The sequence below is a fragment of the Ancylobacter amanitiformis genome (assembly GCF_030814815.1).
GTDB classification, from domain to species: domain Bacteria; phylum Pseudomonadota; class Alphaproteobacteria; order Rhizobiales; family Xanthobacteraceae; genus Ancylobacter; species Ancylobacter amanitiformis.
Genome location: NZ_JAUSVR010000010.1, coordinates 1 through 24,252, shown reverse-complemented (window position 1 = coordinate 24,252; position 24,252 = coordinate 1). Strand labels below are relative to the sequence as shown.

Sequence of the window (24,252 nt, the reverse complement as noted above, 5' to 3'; positions counted from 1 at the left end):
TCTTACGTCATCTCACGTCGAGCCAACAGCTCGCGCGGCAAACCATTTTGCAAAACGACGGACGCAAAGAAGCGCGGCTTTGCCCGCACGCCGGCCCTCTCCAGGACCCGCGTCGTCCGTCATCTCAACAGGAGTACTCCATGCGAAATCTTCTCCTCTCGGTCGCCACCATCTTCATGGCCGGAGCAACCGTTGCCTCCCCCGCCCAGTCTGCCGAACTGCCCAAGGGGGCGGCCAACAATATCGTCCTCGTCCACGGGGCTTTCGTCGACCAGACGAGCTGGAAGCCGGTTGCCGATATCCTCACGAAGAAGGGCTACAACGTCACGCTCGTCGAAAATCCGCTCACCTCGCTGGCCGCTGACGTCGATGCAACCAAACAGGCGCTGGCGCAGCAGAAGGGCAGGACCGTTCTCGTCGGCCACTCTTGGGGCGGCGTCGTCATCACGGAAGCCGGCAACGACCCCAAGGTCTCGGCGCTGGTCTACGTCTCCGCATTCGCGCCCGACGTGGGGCAATCTCTGGCGGCGCTCGCCAAGAGCGGCCCGGCAACCGAAGGCACCGCGGCGATTCATCCTGACGACAAGGGCAACCTTTACATCGACCCCAAGGTGTTCCCATCGGCAGTTGCAGCTGACCTTCCCCCGCAGATCGCCGAATCCCTGGCAAATCATCAGCTTCCGTTGAATCACACCGCGTTCGAGGCGCCGGTCGATACGGCCGCGTGGCGCGACAAGCCGACATTCTACGTGATCAGCACCAAGGACAAGGTGATCGCACCCGAGGCCCAGAAGTTTTTTGCCACCCGAATGAAAGCCCAGACGACGGAAGTCGCCGGCAGTCATGCCTCGCTCGTCGTCCATGCGAAGGAAGTCGCCGCGGTGATCGAAAAGGCATCGCTCGTGAAGTGACGGCCCCGCTCCCGGTACTTTCGTGCCGGGAGCCCAAGGCGTGTTCTCTGCGGATGCGGAAGTCACCGACCGCCGATCGCGGCAGCCCTCGGCCCATAACCACAGAAACTCCAGCCACATCTGGAACAGGTCGCGGCGGCTGCGCCGCACCAATCCCGACACCGATCCTTCAATGCCATCCATCCGGAGCATGACGTGACCGAGTTCGACATAGCGAGCCGGGACAACGACACGCTTGAAGCGGCCCCCCGTTACATTGAAGGCGGCGGAATCAGCTTTGCCTATCGCCGCCTCGGCCCGCCGACCGGAACGCCGCTCGTTCTCCTGCAGCACGTCTCGGGTAACATCGACGCGCGGGATCCTGCCGTCGTCAACGCGCTTGCCGCCGATCGTCCTGTCATCGCCTTCGACAAGGCCGGGGTCAGGCGCTCGACCGGTCAAACGCCGACAAGGTCGCGGCGATGGCAGGAGATGCGGTCGACTTCATCCACCGGCTCGGCCTCACCTGGGTTGATCTGCCGGGCTTTTCCCTTGGGGCGACTTCATGGCCCAGCAGATCGCCACCGAGCACGGACCGCTGGTCCGCAAGCTCATCCTCGTCGGCACCGCGCCTAGAGCATTTTCGAGCGAAGTGGATTCCGGTTCGTGTGAAGAAAATGCGTCAGAACAATAACCTAGAGCTTTTTCGGTGAACCGGAATTCACCGGAAAAGCTCTAGCGGCGGAGAGCAACACCTGCTGGCGGCTCTCAAGGAGGCGTTTTCTCATACCGAGGCGCCGACCCCTCGCCTGCCGCTGTGCTTCACGAACTCCTCCGCCAGCCCATCGCCCAGCCTGGCATTCCTGAAGCGGACGAAGAAGCGCAAGGACGATCGGGACACCGATAATGGCAGCGCGGCAACCGATCCGCAGGCCAAGGCGCGGATCACGTGGTGCGCTACACCCGATCCCGAGTACACCATTCCGCGCGCCATCCGCCAGCTATCGGGCGATGCCCATGCGTATCGACGGTTGTTGCGGTCGGTAGCGCCGCATCTGCGTGCCATGGCCCGCCGCAATTGCGCGCAATACGGGGCACCCGTCAGTGATGCCGAAGGCGTCGTTCAGGCTGTCAGCATTGAAGGCTGCACGACCCGGAAACTCAACGTCGTGCGGAAAGTCACGCTGGCGGCGTAATGGTAGCCATGTCCAGCATGGCCCTCTGCCGAATGAGCTTCTTCAACTCCGGTACGCAGGAGCCACAATTCGTCCCCGCTCGCAACAACTGGCCGAGGCGCGCGACATCGGCGCCCGACTCACTGGCAAGCGCCTGCTCGATCTGCGGGGCGGAGACCGCGAAGCACGCGCAGACCAGGGGCCCGCGCGGCGTGATCTGTCCCTCGCCGCGGCCGGAGAGCAGGTTGCGGCGGCCCACTGAACTCAGCGTCCGGGCGGCCAGCAGCGCCTTCAGCCCGTCCCACGACGCCGGGGCGCCACTGGGCGACAGGAAAACGGCGCCTGTAAGCGCGCCAGCCTCATCGAAGGCGGCGGCGCGATACACGCCGCCCGGTGCATCGACATATTCGGCATAGTCGCTGGTGAGCAGAATTTTCGCCGTATGACGCTTCCATTCCTCCGGTCCAAGATCGGTCGCCGTGAGGTAGCCCGCGCCACCTTCCAGCGCGACCTTCGCCCACCAGGTGGCGGGAAGCTCCGTGACGGGCCTACGGCTCAGCACGAAACCACGGTAGCGCACCGGCAGAGCCATCGCGGCAACCGGCGTCGCCTTGGATTCCGGCTGGCCCGAGACCGGGTCCGTGATCCGCGCGACCAGATCGTTGATCCGCGCATTTGACGACGTGGCATCGGACCAGTGGATGGGCGCGAACAGCGCGCCGCGCTTCTGGCCGACGCTCAACCGCGCCTCGACCACGGCGCTGCCGTGAGCGGATCGCAGTGAAACCAACCCGCCATGCTCAATGCCGAGTTTTGTGGCATCCGACGGGTGGATCTCGACGAATGGCACGGGCAGATGCGCGCCAAGCCGGGGGCTGAGGCCGGTTCGCGTCATGGTGTGCCACTGGTCGCGAATGCGGCCGGTGTTGAGAATAAAAGGAAAATCGGTGCTGGTCTCGCGCGCCAGCCGGGCGGGCTTCGGCGTCACGAAGCGCGCCCGGTGATCGGGCGTGAAGAAATGACCGTCGGCGAAGAAGCGCTTGTCGGCGCTATCGCCTGCCGATCGGACGGGCCACTGCACCGGCGCCATGATGTTGAAGGCGGCATCATCGAGCATGGCGAGGCCACTGAGGTCGAAATCCCGGCTGCCGTCATTCTCGAAGGCGGACAGGGCGGCATGTTCGCGAAACACATCGGCGGCGCTGCGCCAGGCGAAGGCCTCGTCGAAGCCCAGCCGCCGGCCGACCTGCGCGATTGCCCACCAGTCCGGTCGCGCCTCGCCGGGCGGCGGCAGAAACGCCCGCTGACGGGAAATCCGGCGCTCGGAATTGGTGACAGTGCCGTCCTTCTCGCCCCAGGCAAGCGCGGGCAGCACCAGATGCGGCCGGCACGACAGCGTGTCGTTGCTCGCGACATTCTCGGAAACGACGAGAAAATCCAGCGATTCCAAAGCCTCGCGCATGGCCCCGGCGCGCGGCAGGCTCACCGCCGGGTTGGTGCCCATGATCCACAGCGCCTTGATGCGGCCGGCGGCGATGGCCTCGAACATGGCAACCGCCTTCAGCCCCTCGCGCTCGGCCAAGCGCGGCGCCTGCCAGAACCGCCGCACCCGGTCGATCTCGACCGGCGTGAAATTCATGTGCGCGGCGAGTTGGTTGGCAAGTCCGCCAACCTCGCGCCCGCCCATCGCGTTGGGCTGGCCGGTGAGGGAGAACGGGCCCATGCCGGGACGGCCGATGCGGCCGGTGGCAAGATGGACGTTGATGATGGCGTTCACCTTGTCGGTGCCTTGCGCCGACTGGTTCACGCCCTGCGAATAGCAGGTGACCGCGCGCTCATGGGTGGCGAACAGGGTGTAGAATTGCACGAGGTCTGCGGCGGAAACCCCGGTCTCGCGCGCCACGGCCGCGATATCAGGCGCCATCGCGCGGGCGCCGGCCAGCGTGTCGGCGAGGCCCGTGGTGTGGGCGTCGATATAGGCATGGTCCAACGCGTCATGGTCCGCCAGCCAGGCCAGCAACCCCGCGAACAGAACCGTGTCCTTTCCGGGATTTACCGGCAGGAACAGGTCGGCCTCGTCGCCGGTCGCGGTGCGCCTCGGGTCGATGACGACGAGCTTGGTGCCGCGCATGGCGCGGGCGGCTTCCAGGCGGCGAAACAGGATGGGGTGGCACCACGCCGCATTGGAGCCGATCAGCACGACGAGATCGGCCTCGTCGAGATCGGCATAGACGCCCGGCACGGTGTCCGAGCCAAAGGCGCGGCGATGGCCGGCGACGGAGGAGGCCATGCAGAGCCGCGAATTGGTGTCGACATTCGCGGTGCCGAGGAAGCCCTTGGCGAGCTTGTTGGCGGCGTAATAATCCTCGGTCAGCAATTGTCCCGAGAGATAGATCGCGACGGCATCGGGACCGTGAGTTTCTATTGTTTTCCCAAAGGCTTGTGCGATCGAGCCGATCGCCGTATCCCAATCGGCACGAGCCATTCGGCCATCCCTGCCGCGCGCCATCGGGTGGAGAAGGCGCGTTTCCAGCCCCAGCGTCTCGCCCAGCGCCGAACCCTTCGAGCAAAGCCGGCCGAAATTGGCGGGATGGTCGGGGTCGCCGGCGATCGAGGCGCCGCCCGCCCCGTCCGGGCTTGCGAGAACGCCGCAGCCGACGCCGCAATAGGGACAGGTCGTGCGCATGACGGGCTGGACCGTGGGAGCGACAGGCGGAATCTGCGCGTTCATCAATAAACGTCCGCCTGGTAGCGACCCGCTCTTTTCAGTGCGATCACATAGGCTTGCGCATCAGCGGACGAGCGCGTGCCATGGGCCGCGACGATATCGACCAGCGCGTGCTCGACGTCGCGCGCCATGCGCTTGGCGTCGCCGCAAATGTAGAAATGCGCGCCGTCCTCCAGCCAGCCGAACAGGTCGGCACCGACCTCGCGCATGCGGTCCTGCACATAGACCTTCTCGGACGCATCGCGCGACCAGGCCAGCGTCAGGCGCGGCAAATGGCCGGAGGCGCGCATGCCGACCAGTTCATCCTCATAGAAGAAATCGCAGTCGCTGCGCTGGTGGCCGAAGAACAACCAGTTGCGGCCCGGAGCCTTCATGGCCATGCGCTCCCACAGGAAGGCGCGGAACGGGGCGATGCCGGTGCCGGGGCCGACCATGATGACGGGGGTCGCGGGGTCGGTCGGCAGGGCGAAGCCGTGGGCTTTCTGGACATAGGCGCGCATCGGGGTGGCCTGATCCAGCCGGCCCGCCAGAAAGGTCGAACCGACGCCAAGGCGGGTACGGTCGCCGACGCGGTAGCGCACCGTATCGACGGTCAGAGACAGCCGGCCGGGCGTCGCCTTCGGGCTCGACGAGATCGAGTAGAGGCGCGGCTGCAGCGGCTCCAGCGCCTCGATAAGCACTTCCGGCGCGATGCGCGGGCGACCGAATTTCTCAATAGCGGCAAGCACATCGAGGGTTGCCGCGTCACCGTCCGGGTCCTCACCGGCGGCCAAGGCGCGGGCTTTGCGGCGCATCTCGCCGCCGGTGTGGTAGGTCAATAACTGGAACAGGCTGTCCGGCGCGGCGCCGAGGCAGATGTCGCGCGCCAGCACGTCGGCGGCGTGGCGCTCGCCGACCATATCCTGCGACGTGGCGCCGAGCGCTTCCAGCAAGGCAGCCACAAGGCCTGGATCGTTCTCTGGAAATACCCCGAAACTGTCGCCGACGGCGTAGTCGAGGCCGGATTGATCGATGTCGAACTCGACATGCCAGGTCTCCTTCTCCGAGCCGTCCTTGTTCAGGCGATGCCGGGCGGTCAGCGTCACCAGCGCCGGGTTGTCGCGGCTGCAAGGCGCTGCGGGGAGCGCGGTTCCGTGCGTATCCGGCGCGACATTTCCGGCACGTGCGGGCACCGCGTCCGGGGGCTGGGCCCCGAGTTCGGCGGCGAGCGCCTTCAGCGCCCGGGTCGTCTCTTTGCCACCCGGCGCGCACAGGTTGAGTTTCGTTTCCTTGGCCGACGCGATGGCGGCGGCATAGGTCTCGCAGAGATAGCCGCATTGGCCGCAATCCTGCTGCGCCATCGCCGCCATCATCCGGCGCGGCAGCGGCTTGCCCTCGGCCAGCCTCAATCGCTCGTCGAGCGGCATGGAGGCGTCGTGCCAGGGCGCGCCATCGTCAGCGCCATCGTCGACGGTGGCCGGCATCTGCGCGGCATTTTCGGTGGCGGACAAAGCGGTGGGCGCACCCTGCGGCGCGAGCATGCCGGCGAAGAAGCCGTTCAGCCAGGCGCGTTGCTCCTCGTTGAACGGCGCCGTCTCGGGGAAGAACGAGATGATCGGGGGAACGGGCGTTGGGGCGTTCATTCCGCAGCCTCCTCGACAAGCGCGCGCAAAGCCTCCGGCTCATGGCGACGGGTGAACTGGGCGAGCGTCTCGGTGGGGGTGGCGCGGCGGGCGATCCAGGTCTTGAGCAGCCCTTCGACCACCCTTGGCGCGTCGTCCGCCCTCACGTCGCGATAGAGTTCGCGCCCGATGGCGGCGTCGGCGCCGAACCCGCCACCGACCACGAGGTGATAGCCCTCCACCGTATCGCCATCCTCGCTCACCGGCACGCGGGCGCCGACCAGCCCGATATCGCCGATGTAATGCTGCGCACAGGAATTGTGGCAGCCGGTGACGTGGATGTTCACCGGCTGGTCGATCTCCACCCTCTCCTCGCAATGGCGGGCGATGGCCTCGGCGGTTGCCTTGGTGTCGGCATTGCCGAACTTGCAGCCGGCCGCTCCGGTGCAGGCCACCAGCCCGGCGCGAATGGCCGTGGCGCGCGAGGTAAGGCCCAGCGCTTCCAGCGCGGCCTCGACGAGGGCGACATTGGCGTCGGACACGCCCGAGAGAATGAGGTTCTGCCAGACGGTGAGCCGCAGGTCGCCATCGCCGAGATCGCGGGCGATGCGGGCGAGGCCGTGCATCTGCTCCGCGGTCATCTTGCCGACCGGCAGCACCACGCCGACCCAATTCAGCCCCGGCTGTTTCTGGGCATGGACGCCGACATGACCGAGCCGGTCCGGCTCCGGCCGCTTGGCGACGGCCTGCGCCGCCACGCGGATGAGCGGGGTGCCCAGCTTCTCCTCGGTCGCCGCCAAGAACTTCTCGAAGCCCCAGGCGTCGAGAAGGTATTTCAGCCGCGCCTTCTTGCGGTCGGTGCGGTCGCCATGGTCGATGAACACCCGCACGATGGCGTCGGCCAGCCTGGTCGCGTCCTGCGGGCGCACGATCACCCCGGTGTCGCGGGCGAGGTCGAGATGGCCGGTAATGCCGCCCAGCACGAGGCGGAACCACACGCCGGGCTCGACGCCGAAACCGTCCGCTACCTCGACGGCCTGGAAGCCGATGTCGTTGGTGTCCTCCAGCGCGCCGATCCGCCCGCCGCCATCAAAGGCGACATTGAACTTGCGCGGCAGGCCGTAGAGCGAGCGGTCGGCGAGGATGTGGTGATGCCAGTCGAGCGCATAGGGGCGGGTATCGAGCAGTTCCTGCGGGTCGATGCCGGCGGTCGGCCCGCCGGTGACGTTGCGGATATTGTCGGCGCCGGCGCCGCGCGAGGTGAGGCCGAGGCCGATCAGCTTCTCCAGCAGGATCGGCCCATCGGTGGCGGGGATCTCGCGCACCTGCAGATTGGCGCGGGTGGTGACGTTGCTGTAGCCGCCGGCATGGGTGGCCGCGATGTCGGCTACGCCAGCGAACTGCCAGTATTTCAGGATGCCATTGGGAATGCGTAGCCGGCACATGAAACTGTCCTGCGTCGGCGCGACATAGAACAGGCCGTGGAATTTCCAGCGAAAAATATCCGGGCCCTTGGGAAACACGCCGTCGCGGGCGTGCTGCTTCATCCGCGCATAGGAATCGAGGCCGAGTTCCTCGCGCTTGCCCTTTTCCTCGGGCACCAGCTTGCGGCCTGAAGCCTCGGTGCGGGCCATCGCGCGGTGGGCGCTCGCATCCGGGCCGGTCGGCTCAGCCGCAACTGCGGGGGCGGGAGCGGCGCTGCCGGTCAGCCCGCCGGCGGCGCGGGTGGCGGCGAGGCCGGAGACGAAGCCTTCCAGATAGCGCTTCTGCTCGGCGGAGAATTCGGTGCCCATCACGCGGCCTCCGTGGTTTTGAGATCGGTCATGAGATTGGGACCGAAGGCGAGGTCGGCGCGCTCGCCGCCTATGTCGCGACCGGTTCGGATAAGGTCGAGGTAGAACAGGCCGTCGGCAGTGTCGCCGAACAGCACCGCGCCGATCAGCCTTGTGCCAGAGGCGTCCTGGCGCAGGATGAGGCGGCGATAGAGGCCGATGCCGGGATCGGACAGCACGATATCCTGCGTGCCCTCCCCGCCGGTAAAATCGCCGGCCGAGAACACATGGACACCGGAAACCTTGAGGTTGGTCGCGGTGACGCTCCCGGCATAGGCGGCGGACTTGCCGGAAAGGCGGCGCGCCAGCACGCGGGCATGCTCATAGGCCGGTTCGACGAGACCATAGACCTGGCCGCGATGCTCGGCGCATTCGCCAATGGCGTGGATGGCGGGATGGCTGGTGGCCAACCCATCGTCGACGATGACGCCGCGATTGCAGTCCAGCCCGGCGGCGCGGGCGAGATCGGCATTGGGCCGCACGCCGCAGGCCACGATGACGAGATCGGCCAGCAGCAAGCGCCCATCGCTGAGGCGTAGGCCCTCGACCCTCCCCTCGCCCGCGATGGCGGCGGTGGAAGCGCCCAGCAACACCTCGATGCCGCGTGCCTCGACGGCTTGTCTGAGCAGGGCACCGGCGCGGGCGTCGAGCTGGCGCTCCATCAGCCGGTCCATCAGGTGGATGACGGTGGTCTGCACGCCGGCCCCGGCTATGCCGGTGGCAGCCTCCAGCCCGAGCAGGCCGCCGCCGATGACGATGGCACGCGTGCCGGGCTTGGCGGCCGCGAGCAGCGCGTCGACATCCGCCATGTCGCGGAAGGTCATGACGCCGGGAAGCTCCATGCCGGGGATCGGCAGGCGGATCGGGTGCGAGCCGGTCGCCAGCACCAGCTTCGAGAAGCCCAGCGACGAGCCGTCCGCGAGGTTCACGCGATTCTGGTCGGTATCGACGGAAATCGCCGGCCGCCCATAGATCAGCGTGACGCCGCGTGCGCGCCACCAGTCGCGGCTGCGCAATTCGATGTCGCCGGCCGTGACCTCGCCAGCGAGCAGCGAGGACAGCAGCACGCGATTATAGGCAAGGTGCGGCTCGGCACCGATCACGGCCACGGAGTAGCGGCCGAGGCCCTGGTTCGCCAGTTCCTCGCAGAACTTGGCGGCCGCCATGCCGTTGCCGATGACGATGAGGGGCTCGCTCATGTCGCCCTCACGCCGCTTCGACGAAGCGGTGGCGCTCATAGAGGAACTTCAGCACCGCCTCGCGGCATTTGAGATAGGCCGGGTCGGTGACCAGTTCGAGCCGGCGGCGCGGGCGCGCCATCGGCACGTCGAGCACGTCGCCAATGCCGGCGGCGGGACCGTTGGTCATCATCACGATGCGGTCGGACAGCAGCACCGCCTCGTCGACATCATGGGTGATCATGATCACGGTGTTGCCGAGGCTGGCATGGATCTGCATGACGGAATCCTGCAGATGCGCGCGGGTCAGCGCGTCCAGCGCGCCGAACGGCTCGTCCAGCAGCAGCACCTTGGGCTGCATGGCGAGCGCGCGGGCGATGCCGACGCGCTGCTTCATGCCGCCGGAGATTTCCGAGGGGCGCCTGTCCCTGGCATGGCCCATCTGCACGAGATCGAGATTGTGCACGCACCACTCATGGCGCTCGGCGCGCGATTTGACGCCGGAGAACACCTTGTCGACGGCCAGCTTCACATTGTCATAGACGCTGAGCCACGGCAGCAGCGAGTGGTTCTGGAACACCACGGCGCGGTCGGGGCCGGGGCTGTTGACCTCGACCCCCTCGAGGATCACGCCGCCATTGGTCACCGGCGTCAGCCCGGCGACGATGTTGAGCAGCGTGGACTTGCCGCAGCCGGAATGGCCGATCACCGAGATGTACTCGCCCTTGGCGATGTCCAGCGAGACCTCGCGCAGAACTTCGGTGGTGCTGCCGCCGCGCGCGAAGGATTTGTCGATGTGGTCGAGCTTGAGATAAGCGGTCATGGGAGCCTCCTCAGGCGGCAAGGTCACGCGGCTTGGGTGCCACGGGTGACGAAGGCGCCGATGCCGGCAACGACGCGGTCGAGGATGAACCCGACCACGCCGATATAGACGAGCGCCACGATGATGTCGGACAGGCGCGAGGAGTTCCACGCGTCCCAGATGAAGAAGCCGATGCCGACCCCGCCGGTGAGCATTTCCGCCGCGACGATGGCGAGCCAGGACAGGCCGATGCCGATGCGCAGGCCGGTGAAGATGTAGGGCGCCGCCGCCGGCAGCATGATCTTGCCGAAGAATTCCAGCGCGTTGAGCCGCAGCACCAGCGCCACGTTGCGGTAGTCCTGCGGGATGTTGCGCACGCCGACCGCCGTGTTGATGATCACCGGCCAGATCGCGGTGATGAAGATGACGAAGATCGCCGAGGGGCTGGAATCGCGGAACGCGGCGAGCGCGATCGGCAGCCAGGCCAGCGGCGGCACGGTGCGCAGCACCTGGAACACCGGGTCGAGCCCGCGCATCGCCCACACCGATTGCCCGATCACCACGCCCATGAGAATGCCGACCACCGCCGCCAGCCCGAAGCCGATCGCCACCCGCTGCAGCGAGATCAGCACCCGCCAGCCGAGGCCGATATCCTGCGAGCCGTTGACGAAGAACGGGTTGACGATGAGGTCGTAGGATTCCTGCCAGATGGTGGAAGGCGGCGGCAGCGTCGCGCCGGGTCCGCCGCACAGCAGTTCCCAGAAGCCGAGCAGCAGCAGGATGACGATCGTCGGCGGCACCACCGAGACGGCGAGGCTATGCGCCATCGCCTGCAGGCGGCTGGGCTTCACCGCCTTGCGCGGCAAGGCGAGCGTCACGACCTCGGCGCTTTGACGAGGAGGCTGGGCCGGTTTGGTTTTCAGTACGGAGACGGACATGGATCAGCTCCCAAGCAACGGGGATCAAATGAAACGCGGCCCTGAGCCCTCTCCCTGAGGGAGAGGGCGCGCTGGACGGTTCGCCGCCATCACGCGCCTCACGCCACGCGCTTGATGTCGAGGCTGGCGAGATAGGCGGCCGGGTTTTCGGGATCGAACACCTTGCCGTCGAAGAAGGTCTCCTTGCCGCGCGACGACGTCGCCGGCACGTCGGATACGCCCAACTCTTTGGCGGCGGCGCGCCAGACGTCCTCGCGGTTGACCTTGTCGACCAGGCCCTTCACGTCGATCGCCGGGTCGAACTTGCCCCAGCGGATGTCCTCGGTAACGAACCAGGTGTCATGGCTCTTGAAGGGGTAGGAGGCGTGGTCGGCCCAGAATCGCATATACTGGTCGGACCCCTTCACCACCCGGCCATTGCCGTAATTGATGTCGCCGCGCGCCCGGCCGATGATGTCGGCGACCGGGACATTGAACCATTGCCTCTTGCCGACGATGGTGGCCATTTCTTCCTTGTTGCCCATCTGGTCGCACCATTGCTGGGCTTCCATGACAGCCATCACGATGGCCTTTGCGGTGTTGGGGTTGGCGTCGACGAAGTCGGCGCGCATGCCGAGCGCCTTTTCCGGGTGGAGCTTCCAGATTTCGCCGGTCGTGCAGGCGGTGAAGCCGATGCCCTGGTTGACCAGTTGCTCGTTCCACGGCTCGCCGACGCAGAACGCGTCCATGTTGCCGACCTTCATGTTCGCCACCATTTGCGGCGGCGGCACCACGATGGTGGAGACATCCTTGTCAGGGTCGATGCCGGCGCTCGCCAGCCAGTAGCGCAGCCAGAGATCGTGGGTGCCACCGGGGAAGGTCATCGCGACCTTGACCTCCTTGCCGGCCGCCTTCTTGGCGGCAAAGGCGGCTTTCAGCGCCGAGGCGTCGGCGGTGACGTTGAGGTCCTTGTAGTCATTGGAGACCGAGATCGCCTGCGCGTCGAGATTGAGCCGCGCGAGGATGTACATCGGCGTCGGCACGCTGTTCTGCGTTACCTTGCCGGTCGAGATGAGGTAGGGCATCGGCGAGAGGATATGGGCGCCGTCAATGCCGTTGGCCGCCCCCCCGAGCACCAGATTGTCGCGCGTGGCGCCCCAGGAGGCCTGCTTGTTCACCTCGACATCGGGCACGCCATATTTGGCGAACAGGCCCTTTTCCTTGGCGATGACCAGCGGCGCCGCATCCATCAGGGCGATGTAGCCGAGCACCGCCTTGGTGGTTTCCGGCGTCGCGGCATGAGCGTCCGGCACGCCGCCGGGGAACGCCATGTGGATGGCATCGAACAGCGCGGCGGTCGCCAGCGTGGCGGCGGAGGATTTCAGCAGCGAGCGCCGGGAAATACCCGTGGCCGGGGATGTGGCCTTGGCGGAATGACGGCGGATGATTGGCATGCGAAATGTCATGGCTGAGCCCTCGGATGTCTTCGAGAAGCCGCGCGTGCCATGGAAGCCAACGCGGCGACGAAACGCATAGAAGTGCCGATCCCGACGGGCTGAACCGTCGCGGAATCAGCATCTTTGCTGGGGACCCACCGCTGGGCTTCGAAATGAAAATGCCGGGGTCATCGTTGGCCGACCGGCAGAACTATCTAATACAAGACCCGTGCCAGTTTCTGGCGCCGTTCCAAATCCGGTTCGGAAATCATTTGATGCCAGAGACTTGCGCGACCTCGGCGGTGACCGCTTGCCGGCGGTGAGTGCCGTCTCGTCTTGGCGAGAGCGGCGCAAAGTCAGGCATCACGTGGCGCGCAATTGCGCAGATGGTTGAGGTGGCGACGACTGACGGATCGGGACCCAACAACGATCAGACCGTCACGGCCGGGCTTGTCCCGGCCATGACGGCACGATTGGCGGCGCTATTCCGGCAAGTCTCTTTCGGGACTTTCCACCCGCCTCAAGCCGGCTTCACCCGCGCCAGATAATCCGCCAGATCTTCCGGCCGGAACGCCTCGCCGAAGCAGGTCTTCACCGGGTCGCCGACCGACGATCCGGCTGGCGCGATGCCGAGAGCATCGTCATAGACATCGGCGCGATAGACTGCGCCGGCCTCCCGCGCATCGTCGGGAGAATAGGTCGTCTGCCCCGCCCGCACCATCTGCGCGTAGATCCATGCGGCGTGACGGGCATCCGGCCGGTTGGCGCCGTCGCGATGCAGCACGAGGAAGTCGGGATTTTCGCGCGGCAGCCCGGCCTGCGTGGTGTTCAGCCGGCCTTCCAGCATGCGCGCCAGCACCTCGGCGGGCAGCCCGAGAAACGCCGGGGCCGACAATAGGTGCGCCAGTTCGGCACGGTTGGCCGCCGCCTCGCTCCAGAGCGCGGCGGCATGCAGCGCGCGCACCAGCCGGCGCAGCACGTCCGGCTCCGCCTCGGCGAAGCGGGCATGCACACCCAGCACCTTCTCCGGCGCCCAGCCGAAGATTTCCGGCCCGAGCAGCGCGATGCGCCCGACGCCGGCTTCCACCGCCACCGCATTCCAGGGCGAGCCGACGCAAAATCCGTGAATTAGCCCGCTGCGCAGGCTCTCCACCGTGAAAGGCGGCGGCACCACCACGAGGCGCACATCGCGATCGGGGTCGAGCCCGCCCGCCGCCAGCACATGCCGCAGCATGTAGGTGTGGGTGGAGAAGGTGTAGACGGTGGAGAAGGTCAGCGGGTCATGCCCCTGCGCGGCGCGCGCGCGCACCACCTCGCCCAGCGCCTGCGCCACGCCGAGACCGGAGGACAGATCATGCCCGGTCGCCTCCATCGCCTCGTAGATCGGGTGCGCAAGAGTGATCGCGCTGCCGTTCAGGTTCAGCGCGAAGGGCGCCACCAGCGGCACGCGGACATGGCCGAGCCCGAGGCTGGAGGCGATGGCGAGCGGCGCCAGTATGTGGGCGCCGTCGAGCAGGCCGACATTCACCTTGTCGCGAATATTGGCCCAGGACACCTCGCGATGCAGGTCGATCTCCAGCCCTTCGGTCGTGGCAAAGCCCAGTTCGGCGGCGGCGATCAGCACGGCCGCGTCGGTCAGCGGGATGAAGCCGATGGCAAGTCGTCTCATGACGCGCACCTTCTCATTTGAACAGGTCCGCGGCCGTGATCACCGATTGGGCAATGTCGACCATGCGCTTCTTCTCGTTCATCGCGGTCCGGCGCAGCAAGGCGTAAGCGGCCTCCTCGTCGAACCCCTTCATCTTCATGAGAATGCCCTTGGCCCGGTCGAGCGTCTTGCGCTCCTCAAGGGCGGTGCGGGTCTGCTCCAGCTCGTCGCGCAGCCGCGAAAACGCCCGGAACCGGCTGATCGTCATGTCGACGATCGGTCGCACCCGCTCCTTCTTCAGTCCGTCGACGATATAGGCGGAAACGCCGGCCTCGATCGCCGCCTCGATGGTGGAGGAATCCGACTGGTCGACGAACATGGCGACCGGCCGCTTCACTTCGCGTGACACCTGAAACATCTGCTCGACGACGTCGCGGCTGGGGTCTTCGAGATCGATCAGGATCACGTCGGGGTCGATGGCATGGAGCCGGGCGAGCAGATTGCTGTGCTCCGCCAGCCGCATGACGTTGAGATAGCCGGCCTCGCGCAGCCCGGCTTCGAGGATCGCGGCCCGCAACGGGCTTGCATCGACGATGACGATCTTCAGGCCGGGATCGTTCGTCATGTCCTGGCGCAAGTTTGATTCCACGGTCCACGTTCGAGGGAATGGTTCGCGGCGAAGCAAGCAATCTTCACGCCAGGCGACCTGTCGCGACGCACACTTGGCGCGCGGCGCATTCACGCCTCCCGACGATCTGCCGTTACCGCCTTTTGGCTTGAAACCGCCAAGGCGCCGACAAAACCGAGGCTCATCAGCAGCACGATGGTAGGGGCCGGGGCGCTGTCGATGAAGAAGCTGAGATAGACGCCCGCCAGCGATGACGTGGTGGCGATGGCCACGGCCGCCACCAGCATCGCGCCGAAGGTGCGGGTCAGCAGGAAGGCAATGGCGCCCGGCGCGATCAGCATGGCGATCACCAGAATGATGCCGACCGCCTTCAACGCGCCGACGATGGTGAGCGAGAGCAGGCACAGCAGGCCGTAATGCAGCACCCGCACCGGCAGGCCGATGGCCTTGGCCTGCGCCGGATCGAAGGCGTGCAGCAGCAGGTCGCGCCATTTCAGCGCGATGACGCCGGCGGTGATGGCGGCGATGATGCCGGTCTCCAGAATGTCCTCCCAGCCCACGCCCAGCATGTCGCCGAACAATATGTGGTCGAGATGCATGTCGGTCTCGATCTTGGTGTAGAGCACGATGCCGAGCCCGAACATGCCGGAGAACACCACCCCCATCACGGTGTCCTGCTTGATCCGGCTGTTCTCCTTCAGGAAGCCGGTGGCGAGCGCGCAGACCATGCCGGCCGAGAACGCGCCCACCGCCAGGGGAATGCCGGCGATATAGGCGAGCACCACGCCGGGCAGCACGGCGTGCGAGATCGCGTCGCCCATCAGCGACCAGCCCTTGAGCACGAGGAAGCACGACAGCAGCGCGGTCGGCACCGCCACCAGCACCGAGATCAGCAGCGCGTTGCGCATGAACTCGAACTGGAAGGGCTGCGCCAGCGTCTCGAATATCGCGCTCATGGCGCTTCCTCCAGCGCATCCGCCGCGCGCCGGCGTGCCGCGAGCATACCGTGCTGGGGCGCGAGAAAGAACGCGGTGAGGAAGATCAGGGTTTGCAGCACCACGATAATCCCGCCGGTGGCGCCGTCGACGTAATAGCTGAGATAGGCGCCGCTGAAACTGGTGAGCGCACCGATCGCCACGCTGATCACCAGCAGCTTGGGAAAACGGTCGGTCAGCAGATAGGCGGTGGCGCCCGGCGTCACCACCATGGCGATGACCAGAAAGGCGCCGACGGTCTGCAAGGCCGCCACCGTGCAGGCCGATAGCAGGGTGAAGAACACGATCTTCAGCACTGTCGTATTGATGCCGATCGAGCGCGCATGGCTCTCGTCGAAGAAGGTCACCATCAAGTCCTTCCATTTGGCGAGCAGCACGGCGAGCGAGACGAACCCGATGAGGGCGAGTTGCAGCGTGTCTTCCGGCGTGATGGCGAGGATGTTGCCGAGCACGATGGTCTGGATGTTCACCGAGGTCGGCGACAGCGACACCATGAACAGGCCGAGGCCGAAGAACGAGGTGAAGATGATGCCGATAATGGCGTCTTCCTTCAGCTTGGTGCGCTGGTTGAGCAGCAGCATGGCGCCAGCGGCAAGCCCGCCCGAGAAGAACGCGCCCAGCGAGAACGGCAGGCCGAGCATGTAGGCGCCGGCGACGCCGGGCACGATGGCGTGCGACAGCGCGTCGCCGATCAGAGACCAGCCCTTCAGCATGAGATAGGCGGAGAGGAACGCGCACACCGCGCCGACCAGGGCGCTGACCCACATCGCGTTGACCATGTAGCCATAGCCGAACGGCTCCAGCAGCAGCGCCATCATCGCGGGCCCGCCGCCGGCTTGGTGCCGTCATCCGTGCCGTAGACCACGAAGGGCCGCTCGTCGTCGGAGATCAGGCTCACCGCCTGCGGCTGGCCGGGCGGCGCGTCCTCCAGCACGAAGTGGCGCAGCACGCCGCCGAAGGTCTTTTCCAGATTGGCCTGGGTGAAGGTCTCGCGCGTCGGGCCATAGGCCAGCACCGTGCCCTTGACCAGCACCGTGCGGTCGCAGAATTCCGGCACGCTGCCCAGATTATGCGTCGAGACCAGCATCACGCGGCCCTCGTCGCGCAGCGCGCGCAGCAGCTGGATGATGGCGTCCTCGGTCTTCACATCGACCCCGGTGAAGGGCTCGTCGAGCAGAATGATGCGGGCATCCTGCGCCAGCGCGCGGGCGAGGAACACCCGCTTGCGCTGCCCGCCCGAGAGCTCGCCAATCTGCCGTTTGCGGAACTCGCTCATGCCCACGCGGGCCAGCGCCGCCTCCACGGCCGCATGATCGCGCGCCCGCGCCAGGCGCAGCATGTTCATATGGCCGTAGCGGCCCATCATCACGACATCCTCGACCAGGACGGGGAAGTTCCAGTCGACATCCTCGCTCTGCGGCACATAGGCGACGATGTTGCGCTTCAGCGCCTGATGCACCGCCATGCCGAGCAGCGAGATCGAGCCTTTGGAGGCCGGCACGAAGCCCATGATCGCCTTGAACAGGGTGGACTTGCCGCTGCCATTGACGCCGACCAGCGCCGTGATGGTGCCGGTGGGCACGGTGAAGCTGGCATCGCGCAGCGCGGTGTGGCCGTTGCGATAGGTGACGGTGACGTCGGTGACGGCGATTCCCAGTGGCAGTGGCGAGGCGTTCATGGCGCCCCGCTCTTGTCGGCCAAACCCTCGGCAATGGTCTGCGACGTCACCCGCAGCAGATCGATATAGGTCGGCACCTTGCCGTCCGCCTCGCTGAGGGAATCGACATAGAGTACCCCGCCATAGCGGGCGCCGGTCTCGCGGGCCACCTGCTTGGCCGGATCGGGCGAGATGGTGCTTTCGCTGAAGACGACGGGGATGTTGTCGGCCCGCACCTTGTCGATCACCTTGCGCACCTGCTGCGGCGTGCCCTGCTGGTCGGCATTGATCGGCCAGAGATAGAGCTCCTTCAGGCCGAAATCGCGCGCGAGATAGCTGAACGCGCCCTCGCTCGACACCAGCCAGCGCTTGTTTTCCGGGATCGCGGCAAGCTCGGCGCGGATCGGGGCGACGGCATCGGTGATCTTTTGGCTGTAGGCGGCGGCGTTCGCCTTGTAGGTCTCGGCATTGGCCGGATCGTATTTCACGAAGGCATCGCGGATGTTGTCGACATAGATCAGCGCGGCACTGGGCGACATCCAGGCATGCGGGTTCGGCTTGCCGCTATAGGGGCCCTCCGCGATGCCCATGGGCTCGACGCCCTGCGAGACGATCACGCCCGGCACGTTCTTGAGGTTGCGGAAAAATTTCTCGAACCAGAGTTCGAGATTGAGCCCGTTCCACAGCACGAGCTTGGCGCCCTGCGCCTTGATGATGTCACCCGGCGTCGGGGCGTAATTGTGGATCTCCGCACCCGGCTTGGTGATGGATTCCACGATGGCCGCATCGCCCGCGACATTGCGCGCCATGTCGGCGATGACCGTGAAGGTGGTGACGGCCTTGAATTTTTCTTGCGCGCGCGCAGGGGCCGCCATCAACGCGAGAGCCATCACGCTCACGATCCCGGCGACGAGACGGCGGGGAATACGAACAAACATGAGCGCCCCTTCTGCAATTGCGAACTATTTGCAACATGGCATGCCCGACCATCAGTTGCAACTCATTCTCAATATTAGGTTTGGCTCAATATTAGGTTTGGCCCAGCCGGCATGCGCTCCCGCGCCTGAAACGTCGTGTCGCGGCGACCGAAACGTCATCGCGCGCGTGATTGAGGCCATTGCAGATTTGCAGGAGAGTGGACGCCTCGAGACCGTCAAGCGACCGCTCGATTGAATCGCCCCGAGATTCCTGGACGCCTTCTTCCCTAAATTTTGAGGCAAGGAGGCCCCGATGGGCAAAGCGAACTTCACCGAGGACTTCAAGCGGGACGCGGTCCTTCAGATCAGCGAGCGGGGCTAGACGAGCGAGATCGCGCTCGCCTCATCAAGCCGGGCGATCTGTTCTGCCGAAAGCGTAACATTCGCCGCTTTGAGATTCGCACGATGTGGTCGCGTCAGCGGCATTTTGCCCTGTCATGTGGCGGCGCCCGTGGCTCGGCGTTAGAACCCGAGCGCCAGAGTTCCTCGCCGCTCTTCGCTGAAGACCGGCCCTCAGTCTGAATTGCCGACTGCAGCAATCACAGTTGGAGTGGTGTCTTCGCAATATGTTCGGTCACGACGGTTATGAAGGCCCGCAGCCGCTGAAGGCGCCTTATGTCCCGGTGATAGCCCATCCAGATATCCCGTGAGGGTGGCTCCACCGGCAGATCGAGCTTGCGAAGACCCTCTATCTGACTTCCGACCACCTGCGGCAGGACGGCGATGCCGATGCCCTGGCGGCACATCCGCCCCTGCACGTTCCGATTGTTCGACCGCAGCAGCGGCTTCGCGTTCGGAAAGCTCTCGGTGAGCCAGGCAATATCCGGGAACTGGCCGGTCGACGTGTCGTGGGTGATGAGCCGGAAGCCGGCGCCATCACCATATACCGGCTCGGGTGAGCCTGCCGCGACGTAGACGCCATAGGGCAGACGGACCAGCCGTCGCTGCACGATATCGGGGTTGTCGAACGGGACGATCCGGAAAGCGATGTCGGCCTCCCGCTGCGCGAGGCTGAACAGGCGGGTGCCGGTGAGAATTTCCAGATCAACGCACGGATAGACCTTCGCATAATCGTCGATGATGGGCGGCAGGACATAGGCGCCAAACCAGTCGGCGGACGAGATGCGCAAGGTGCCCTGAAGGGCTTGCTCCTGCCCCGCCAATCGCCGCTCGATGGCCAGAGCGCCGTCCTCCATCTGCTCGGCCAGAGCGATGACGGCGGTTCCCTCTTCGGTCGGAATGAAGCCGTCGGCCGTTCTCTGGAACAGCGTGTGGCCGGTGGCCTCTTCGAGAGCCCGAAGGCGGCGCCCGACCGTGGGATGGCTCAGCTGAAGCGCGCGGGCGGCTGCGCCCAGCGTGCCGGTGCGGGCGATGGCCAGAAAGATCCGGACGTCACTCCACTCCATCGCCACCCCTCACAAATATGAACGGAGAACGTACGATACTGTCAGTTATCGAACAAATCCAATCACCTACATTCACCTCATCCGCCGGGAGTGGCGCGGACACCGGAGCGCATGCCTCGGGTCACGCCGGGCTCGGCTCACATGCAGGAGGAGAACATGGTGAAAACCTGGCTGATCACAGGATGCTCGTCGGGCCTGGGCAGGGAACTTGCCGAGGCGGTGGCCGCGCGAGGCGATCGCCTCGTCGCCACCGCGCGTTCGACGGATAGCCTGCAATCGCTATGCGAACGCTATCCCGAGACGGTGCGCAGCGTTGCGCTGGACGTCACCCGCGCCGGCGACGCCGCAAAGGCCGTGGCTCTGGCCGAAGGCGCGTTCGGTGGCCTGGACGTGCTGGTCAACAATGCCGGCTTCGGCTTCATCGGCGCGATCGAAGAAGGACAGCCGGACGAATATCGGCCGATGTTCGAGGTGAACGTCTTCGGCCTGATCGAGACGACCCGCGCCGCCCTGCCGGCGCTGCGCAAACGTGCCGGGGCCCGCATCGTCAATCTCTCCTCCGGCGCCGGTATAGCCGGCTCCGCGGGTTTCGGCTTCTACAATGCGAGCAAGTTCGCGGTGGAAGGCCTGTCCGAGGCGCTTGCCGAAGAGCTTCGTCCGCTTGGCGTGAGCGTCATCATCGTCGAGCCCGGCCCCTTCCGTACCGCGTTTCTCGGTCGCTCGATGATCGCCGCGGGGCGGGAGATCGCCGCCTATGCCGAGACGGTGCCGGCGAGACGCCATTACCGTGAGACCAATAACGGCCGGCAGGCCGGCGACCCGGCCAAAGCCGTCGCCGTGATGCTGCAGGCCGTCGATGCCGAGCATCCGCCGCTGCACCTCCCGATCGGGCCGCGCGCCCACGCGATAGCGGAGCAGAAGCTGGACTGCTTCCGCGCCGACATCGCCGCCTGGCGCGACATCTCCATCGCGACCGATTTCGACACGCACAACTAGGATTCGGCACTCGCTACCGGAGAGAGCGGCCCGAATTGAGCGGCGGCAGCGACGTTCAGGTTCGAGAACGGAAAGACACTCATGCGCGCGACAACATGTGAAGCCACGGCCTTTACGGCCGCTATGGTCCGGGACGGTGACGCCCTGCTCGAGCCGCGGCGCTGGACGATGTTCGTGATCCTGCTGGTCGGCGCGTTCCTGCCGCCGCTCGACTTCTTCATCGTCAATGTAGCGCTCCCCTCGATCCGGGGGGAATTGGGCGCCTCCTCCTCCGCCGAGCAACTCGTCATTGCTTCCTATGCCGCGCTCTATGCCGTGACGCTGACAACGGGTGGGCGGCTCGGCGATCTGTTCGGTCGCGGCCGTGTGTTCTTTCTCGGCCTGATCGGCTTTGCCGCCGCCTCGACGCTGTGCGGCTTCGCCGGGTCGCCCTGGGTGCTGGTCACCGGGCGCGCCTTGCAGGGGGTAACGGCCGCCGTGATGGCGCCCCAGGCGCTCGCCTCGGTGCAGGCGATTTTCCCCGAGAGGGAGAAGCCGCTGGCGCTTGGCATCTATGGTGCGGTCTTCGGTTTGGCCGCCGTGGTCGGGCAGGTATTGGGCGGCGTCCTGATCTCGCTGGATGTGATGGGGCTGGGGTGGCGGGCGATCTTCCTCATCAACCTGCCGGTGGTGATGCTCGTCCTGCTGTTCGGCACACCTCTGCTGAAAGAGACGCGCGCGCGGGGCGCAGGCCGGCTGGACCTCGGCGGCGTGGCGCTGTCGATGCTGGCGCTCGGTGCGCTGCTCGTGCCGCTGATCGAGGGGCGCGAAGCTGGGTGGCCGCTCTGGTCCTGGCTGTCGCTCGCCGCGGTGCCGCTGCTGGCATGGCTGTTCTGGCGTTATGAGACCCGGCTGGCACGAGCGGGCGGTGCCCCCCTGCTCGACCCGGGCGCCTTGCGGGCACCGGGGCTGCGCCACGCGCTGCTGATCGCGCTGTTGCTCTATTCGATCGGCAGCTTTTTCCAGCTGTTCTCCGTCTATCTGCAGGACGCGCTGCATGTGACGGCGCTGCAGGCGGGCCTCGTCTTCCTGCCGTTTGGTGCCGGATTCCTGCTCGGGCCGCTGTCGACGCCCTTTCTCCGACGGTTATTCGGCGCCTATGTCAATGCGATCGGCATGGGGCTGGAGGTTGTCGGGCTCCTGGGTCTCGCCGGGCTCATTGCGGCGACACTGACCGGCGCGCATCCCGCATCGATGCCGCTTGCCGCCCTCCTGTTCATCATCGGTTTTGGGCAGGGGCTCGCGCTGCCGACCCTGATGGCGATGGTGACAGGCCGGGTCGCGTCGGCCTTTTCCGGCATGATCGCCGGCATCGCCAGCTCGACCCTCCAGGTCAGCACCGCGCTCAGCGTCGCCGTGATCGGCGGGATCTTCTACCAGGTGCTGGGCGCGCGAACCGATCCGGCCGCCATCACCCAGGCGCTCATCGTCTCCGTCCTTTGCATCGCCTTCTGTCTCACGGGCGGCGTGGCTCTGAGCATCGGCCTCGTCCGGCGGGCGCCTCCTCCGCATGGCGAGGCAGAGGAGGCGGTTTGAGATCCCCTCCACGACGCATGCCCAGAGGCGCCTATCCCCAATAACGCGGCTCTATCGGAGCCGAGAACCCGCACGCCTGCACAAACCGTGACGCCCGTCGACCGGGATCATCGATCGCACCAGATCAGAAAACAGGACAACCCCATGTTCGGAATTTCACCGCTCGGCTGGGTGCATACGCTTGGCAGCCTGCCCGCCATTCCGCTCGCCATCTACATGCTCGCCCGCCACGGCAGGATCGTGCCGCGCTCGGTGCCCGGCGCCCTTTATTTCGTTTCGATGCTGATCGGCGCGACAACCGTGTTTCTGGTTGCCCGTGAGCCAGTAAGCTACGGCATCGGCGCGGCGACGCTCCTGCTGCTGCTGGCCGGATATGGCATCGGCCACGTCCCGCAATTCGGCCGCGCGGGCACCTATTTCGAGACGATTTTCCTCACCCTGACGGTGTTTCTTTTGATGGTGCCGAGCGTCAGCGAAACGCTTCGCCGCGTCCCGGATGGCCATCCCCTGGTTACCGATCCGAAGTCGCCGCTCCTCCTGGGCGCCCTGGCCGGCCTTTTCGCCATGCTCGTCGTCGGACTGACCGCTCAGATCATCCATCTGCGCAAGCAGGGCTGGCGCGCGGCTGGGTAAGCCCCGAACAGGAGAGCCGCCGACTGAAGGGGCAAACGGGCGCCGCTTCGACGCGTAGGCTTGTTGCTTGCCGGTCGGCTTTGACGGCCGCACGGCGGCCTATGGGGCGGAATCGCTGATGTGCGGCCGTCCAGCGAATCCGAGAAGCAATGTCTTCGCCATTTCTCTTGCCTGCGAGGTAAGTTCCTCATCCCGCAGTTCGCCGGCGGTCCAGAACGACAGAACCCCGCGAAAGGCGAAGGCGAGCTGTTCCGGCAGACAACACAGCGCGCGCTCCCTGTCCGCCACGGCCAAGCCTTCCCCGGCTCCCAGCGCCAGCGACCATAAGGTCGTGGAGTGCGCCAGGACCTTTCCGGGGGACGGACCGGCTGTGCCGATCCAGCCCATCACAACCCGGTTTATCTCCGGCTCCTCCAGCATCACCTGGACCGCCGTGTCGATCGCCAGCAGGACCCTGCCGGCAGCATCGGCCGGCGGCGACATCTCGGCAAAGCGCCTGGCCATCATATCGATCCGCCGGCCCGACAGGGCGTGCATGATCGCCGCCTTGCTGCCGAACTGATTGAACGGCGTCGCAAAGCTGACCCCGGCTTCGGCTGCGAGGTCGCGCATCGAGAAATCGGCCTTGCCGTCGCGAAGCAGCCGTTCGGCGGCGTCCAACACACGCTGGCGAACCGGCTCGCCGCGCGCGGCGGTCGGCGCTGCCTGGGTCTTGTTTCCTGTCATGGCTTATCTATATCATGATATAGATCTGATCATCACCGGAGTTGTACCATGGCTTCCGCCCCCAAGACATTTCTCATCACAGGCGTCAGTTCCGGCCTCGGGCGAGCCTTCGCCCTCGGCGCGCTTGAAGCGGGCCGCCATGTGATCGGCACCGTGCGGCGGACCAGAGACGCCGAGGTGTTCGCCGCACTCGCGCCTGGTCGCGCCCACCCACTGGTGCTCGACGTGACCGATTTCGACGCCATCCCGGCCGCTGTGGCGGATGCCGAGCGGCAAGTAGGCTTGGTCGACGTGCTGGTAAACAATGCCGGCTATGGCCATGAGGGCGTATTGGAGGAATCGTCCATGGATGATCTTCAGCGTCAGTTCGCGGCCAACGTCTTCGGGCCCGTCGCGATGATCAAGGCGGTGCTGCCTGGCATGCGCACGCGGCGTCGCGGCCACATCATCAA

Annotated in this window: 22 protein-coding genes; 7 read left to right on the top strand and 15 right to left on the bottom strand. The window is 66.1% G+C overall.

Translation table 11 applies throughout. The annotated features are described in order from the left end of the window. The first annotated feature begins 140 nt into the window (after positions 1-140). Positions 141-911 carry an alpha/beta hydrolase gene (locus QOZ99_RS14980; protein WP_306890801.1) on the top strand — a complete coding sequence of 257 codons (771 nt, stop codon included), beginning with the start codon at positions 141-143 and terminating at the stop codon, positions 909-911. A gap of 544 nt (positions 912-1,455) precedes the next feature. Next, positions 1,456-1,584, top strand: a complete 129-nt coding sequence (locus tag QOZ99_RS14975) for a hypothetical protein (protein WP_306890800.1) — start codon at positions 1,456-1,458, stop codon at positions 1,582-1,584. A 485-nt stretch (positions 1,585-2,069) separates the two neighbouring features. Here the strand turns inward: QOZ99_RS14975 and QOZ99_RS14970 are convergent, their stop codons facing one another. The 13 genes from QOZ99_RS14970 to QOZ99_RS14910 form a co-directional block, all read right to left on the bottom strand. Next, entirely contained in the window at positions 2,070-4,796 is a 2,727-nt protein-coding gene (locus QOZ99_RS14970; RefSeq protein ID WP_306890799.1) for a nitrate reductase, read from the bottom strand. Next, entirely contained in the window at positions 4,796-6,415 is a 1,620-nt protein-coding gene (locus QOZ99_RS14965) for a sulfite reductase subunit alpha (RefSeq protein ID WP_306890798.1), read from the bottom strand. The genes QOZ99_RS14970 and QOZ99_RS14965 overlap by 1 nt, the downstream gene beginning before the upstream one ends. After that, on the bottom strand, positions 6,412-8,187 hold the full coding sequence (locus QOZ99_RS14960) for a NirA family protein (RefSeq protein ID WP_306890797.1): 1,776 nt from the start codon (positions 8,185-8,187) through the stop codon (positions 6,412-6,414). Before QOZ99_RS14960 ends, QOZ99_RS14965 begins: the two co-directional genes overlap by 4 nt. Then, positions 8,187-9,425: an NAD(P)/FAD-dependent oxidoreductase gene (locus QOZ99_RS14955; RefSeq protein WP_306890796.1), complete on the bottom strand. Its 1,239-nt coding sequence runs from the start codon at positions 9,423-9,425 to the stop codon at positions 8,187-8,189. The genes QOZ99_RS14960 and QOZ99_RS14955 overlap by 1 nt, the downstream gene beginning before the upstream one ends. Positions 9,426-9,432: 7 nt before the next feature. Continuing rightward, a complete protein-coding gene (locus tag QOZ99_RS14950) occupies positions 9,433-10,227 on the bottom strand; it encodes an ABC transporter ATP-binding protein (protein WP_306890795.1) in 795 nt (264 codons plus the stop codon). Positions 10,228-10,250: 23 nt separating this feature from the next. Beyond that, entirely contained in the window at positions 10,251-11,144 is an 894-nt protein-coding gene (ntrB, locus tag QOZ99_RS14945) for a nitrate ABC transporter permease (protein WP_306890794.1), read from the bottom strand. Positions 11,145-11,242: 98 nt separating this feature from the next. Beyond that, entirely contained in the window at positions 11,243-12,577 is a 1,335-nt protein-coding gene (locus QOZ99_RS14940; RefSeq protein WP_306890793.1) for a CmpA/NrtA family ABC transporter substrate-binding protein, read from the bottom strand. Positions 12,578-13,079: 502 nt separating this feature from the next. Then, positions 13,080-14,228, bottom strand: a complete 1,149-nt coding sequence (locus QOZ99_RS14935; protein WP_306890791.1) for a CmpA/NrtA family ABC transporter substrate-binding protein — start codon at positions 14,226-14,228, stop codon at positions 13,080-13,082. Positions 14,229-14,241: 13 nt separating this feature from the next. Further along, positions 14,242-14,832 carry an ANTAR domain-containing response regulator gene (locus tag QOZ99_RS14930; RefSeq protein ID WP_306890911.1) on the bottom strand — a complete coding sequence of 197 codons (591 nt, stop codon included), beginning with the start codon at positions 14,830-14,832 and terminating at the stop codon, positions 14,242-14,244. Positions 14,833-14,945: 113 nt separating this feature from the next. After that, complete coding sequence (locus tag QOZ99_RS14925; RefSeq protein ID WP_306890790.1) at positions 14,946-15,791, bottom strand: metal ABC transporter permease; 846 nt, start codon at positions 15,789-15,791, stop codon at positions 14,946-14,948. Beyond that, entirely contained in the window at positions 15,788-16,648 is an 861-nt protein-coding gene (locus QOZ99_RS14920; RefSeq protein ID WP_306890789.1) for a metal ABC transporter permease, read from the bottom strand. Before QOZ99_RS14920 ends, QOZ99_RS14925 begins: the two co-directional genes overlap by 4 nt. After that, complete coding sequence (locus QOZ99_RS14915) at positions 16,645-17,508, bottom strand: manganese/iron ABC transporter ATP-binding protein (RefSeq protein ID WP_306890788.1); 864 nt, start codon at positions 17,506-17,508, stop codon at positions 16,645-16,647. Before QOZ99_RS14915 ends, QOZ99_RS14920 begins: the two co-directional genes overlap by 4 nt. Further along, positions 17,505-18,377, bottom strand: coding sequence for a metal ABC transporter substrate-binding protein (locus tag QOZ99_RS14910; protein WP_370876868.1), 873 nt, complete (start codon positions 18,375-18,377; stop codon positions 17,505-17,507). The genes QOZ99_RS14915 and QOZ99_RS14910 overlap by 4 nt, the downstream gene beginning before the upstream one ends. A 46-nt stretch (positions 18,378-18,423) precedes the next feature. Here QOZ99_RS14910 and QOZ99_RS14905 point away from each other — a divergent pair, with 46 nt between their 5' ends. Further along, positions 18,424-18,660 (top strand): hypothetical protein, encoded by a 237-nt coding sequence (locus QOZ99_RS14905; protein WP_306890786.1) that lies wholly within the window; start codon positions 18,424-18,426, stop codon positions 18,658-18,660. A gap of 343 nt (positions 18,661-19,003) precedes the next feature. On the opposite strand, the gene QOZ99_RS14900 is transcribed toward QOZ99_RS14905, so the two are convergent. Then, the gene (locus QOZ99_RS14900) at positions 19,004-19,870 is read right to left on the bottom strand and encodes a LysR family transcriptional regulator (protein ID WP_306890910.1); all 867 of its coding nucleotides are present in this window, start codon (positions 19,868-19,870) and stop codon (positions 19,004-19,006) included. Positions 19,871-20,029: 159 nt separating this feature from the next. Here QOZ99_RS14900 and QOZ99_RS14895 point away from each other — a divergent pair, with 159 nt between their 5' ends. The 3 genes from QOZ99_RS14895 (at position 20,030) to QOZ99_RS14885 (ending at position 23,074) form a co-directional block, all read left to right on the top strand. Next, positions 20,030-20,866 carry an oxidoreductase gene (locus tag QOZ99_RS14895; RefSeq protein ID WP_306890909.1) on the top strand — a complete coding sequence of 279 codons (837 nt, stop codon included), beginning with the start codon at positions 20,030-20,032 and terminating at the stop codon, positions 20,864-20,866. Between the two features lie 168 nt (positions 20,867-21,034). Then, positions 21,035-22,441 (top strand): MFS transporter, encoded by a 1,407-nt coding sequence (locus tag QOZ99_RS14890; RefSeq protein WP_306890785.1) that lies wholly within the window; start codon positions 21,035-21,037, stop codon positions 22,439-22,441. Between the two features lie 144 nt (positions 22,442-22,585). After that, on the top strand, positions 22,586-23,074 hold the full coding sequence (locus QOZ99_RS14885; RefSeq protein WP_306890784.1) for a hypothetical protein: 489 nt from the start codon (positions 22,586-22,588) through the stop codon (positions 23,072-23,074). 99 nt (positions 23,075-23,173) lie between these two features. On the opposite strand, the gene QOZ99_RS14880 is transcribed toward QOZ99_RS14885, so the two are convergent. Next, entirely contained in the window at positions 23,174-23,800 is a 627-nt protein-coding gene (locus tag QOZ99_RS14880; protein WP_306890783.1) for a TetR/AcrR family transcriptional regulator, read from the bottom strand. Positions 23,801-23,848: 48 nt separating this feature from the next. On the opposite strand from QOZ99_RS14880, the gene QOZ99_RS14875 reads away from it, so the two are divergent. After that, positions 23,849-24,252, top strand: a 404-nt coding sequence (locus tag QOZ99_RS14875; protein WP_306890782.1) for an SDR family NAD(P)-dependent oxidoreductase, incomplete at its 3' end; no start/stop codon positions are given.

Excerpts from the sequence above, each read along its gene's own strand:
- QOZ99_RS14970 (WP_306890799.1), bottom strand. The coding sequence starts at position 4,796 with ATGAACGCGCAGATTCCGCCTGTCGCTCCCACGGTCCAGCCCGTCATG.
- QOZ99_RS14940 (WP_306890793.1), bottom strand. The coding sequence starts at position 12,577 with ATGCCAATCATCCGCCGTCATTCCGCCAAGGCCACATCCCCGGCCACG.
- QOZ99_RS14930 (WP_306890911.1), bottom strand. The coding sequence starts at position 14,832 with ATGACGAACGATCCCGGCCTGAAGATCGTCATCGTCGATGCAAGCCCG.
- QOZ99_RS14910 (WP_370876868.1), bottom strand. The coding sequence starts at position 18,377 with ATGGCTCTCGCGTTGATGGCGGCCCCTGCGCGCGCGCAAGAAAAATTC.
- QOZ99_RS14935 (WP_306890791.1), bottom strand. The coding sequence starts at position 14,228 with ATGAGACGACTTGCCATCGGCTTCATCCCGCTGACCGACGCGGCCGTG.
- QOZ99_RS14980 (WP_306890801.1), top strand. The coding sequence starts at position 141 with ATGCGAAATCTTCTCCTCTCGGTCGCCACCATCTTCATGGCCGGAGCA.
- QOZ99_RS14900 (WP_306890910.1), bottom strand. The coding sequence starts at position 19,870 with ATGGAGTGGAGTGACGTCCGGATCTTTCTGGCCATCGCCCGCACCGGC.
- QOZ99_RS14885 (WP_306890784.1), top strand. The coding sequence starts at position 22,586 with ATGTTCGGAATTTCACCGCTCGGCTGGGTGCATACGCTTGGCAGCCTG.
- QOZ99_RS14905 (WP_306890786.1), top strand. The coding sequence starts at position 18,424 with ATGAGCGCCCCTTCTGCAATTGCGAACTATTTGCAACATGGCATGCCC.
- ntrB (WP_306890794.1), bottom strand. The coding sequence starts at position 11,144 with ATGTCCGTCTCCGTACTGAAAACCAAACCGGCCCAGCCTCCTCGTCAA.
- QOZ99_RS14960 (WP_306890797.1), bottom strand. The coding sequence starts at position 8,187 with ATGGGCACCGAATTCTCCGCCGAGCAGAAGCGCTATCTGGAAGGCTTC.
- QOZ99_RS14950 (WP_306890795.1), bottom strand. The coding sequence starts at position 10,227 with ATGACCGCTTATCTCAAGCTCGACCACATCGACAAATCCTTCGCGCGC.
- QOZ99_RS14965 (WP_306890798.1), bottom strand. The coding sequence starts at position 6,415 with ATGAACGCCCCAACGCCCGTTCCCCCGATCATCTCGTTCTTCCCCGAG.
- QOZ99_RS14955 (WP_306890796.1), bottom strand. The coding sequence starts at position 9,425 with ATGAGCGAGCCCCTCATCGTCATCGGCAACGGCATGGCGGCCGCCAAG.
- QOZ99_RS14975 (WP_306890800.1), top strand. The coding sequence starts at position 1,456 with ATGGCCCAGCAGATCGCCACCGAGCACGGACCGCTGGTCCGCAAGCTC.
- QOZ99_RS14890 (WP_306890785.1), top strand. The coding sequence starts at position 21,035 with ATGTTCGTGATCCTGCTGGTCGGCGCGTTCCTGCCGCCGCTCGACTTC.
- QOZ99_RS14920 (WP_306890789.1), bottom strand. The coding sequence starts at position 16,648 with ATGATGGCGCTGCTGCTGGAGCCGTTCGGCTATGGCTACATGGTCAAC.
- QOZ99_RS14925 (WP_306890790.1), bottom strand. The coding sequence starts at position 15,791 with ATGAGCGCGATATTCGAGACGCTGGCGCAGCCCTTCCAGTTCGAGTTC.
- QOZ99_RS14880 (WP_306890783.1), bottom strand. The coding sequence starts at position 23,800 with ATGACAGGAAACAAGACCCAGGCAGCGCCGACCGCCGCGCGCGGCGAG.
- QOZ99_RS14915 (WP_306890788.1), bottom strand. The coding sequence starts at position 17,508 with ATGAACGCCTCGCCACTGCCACTGGGAATCGCCGTCACCGACGTCACC.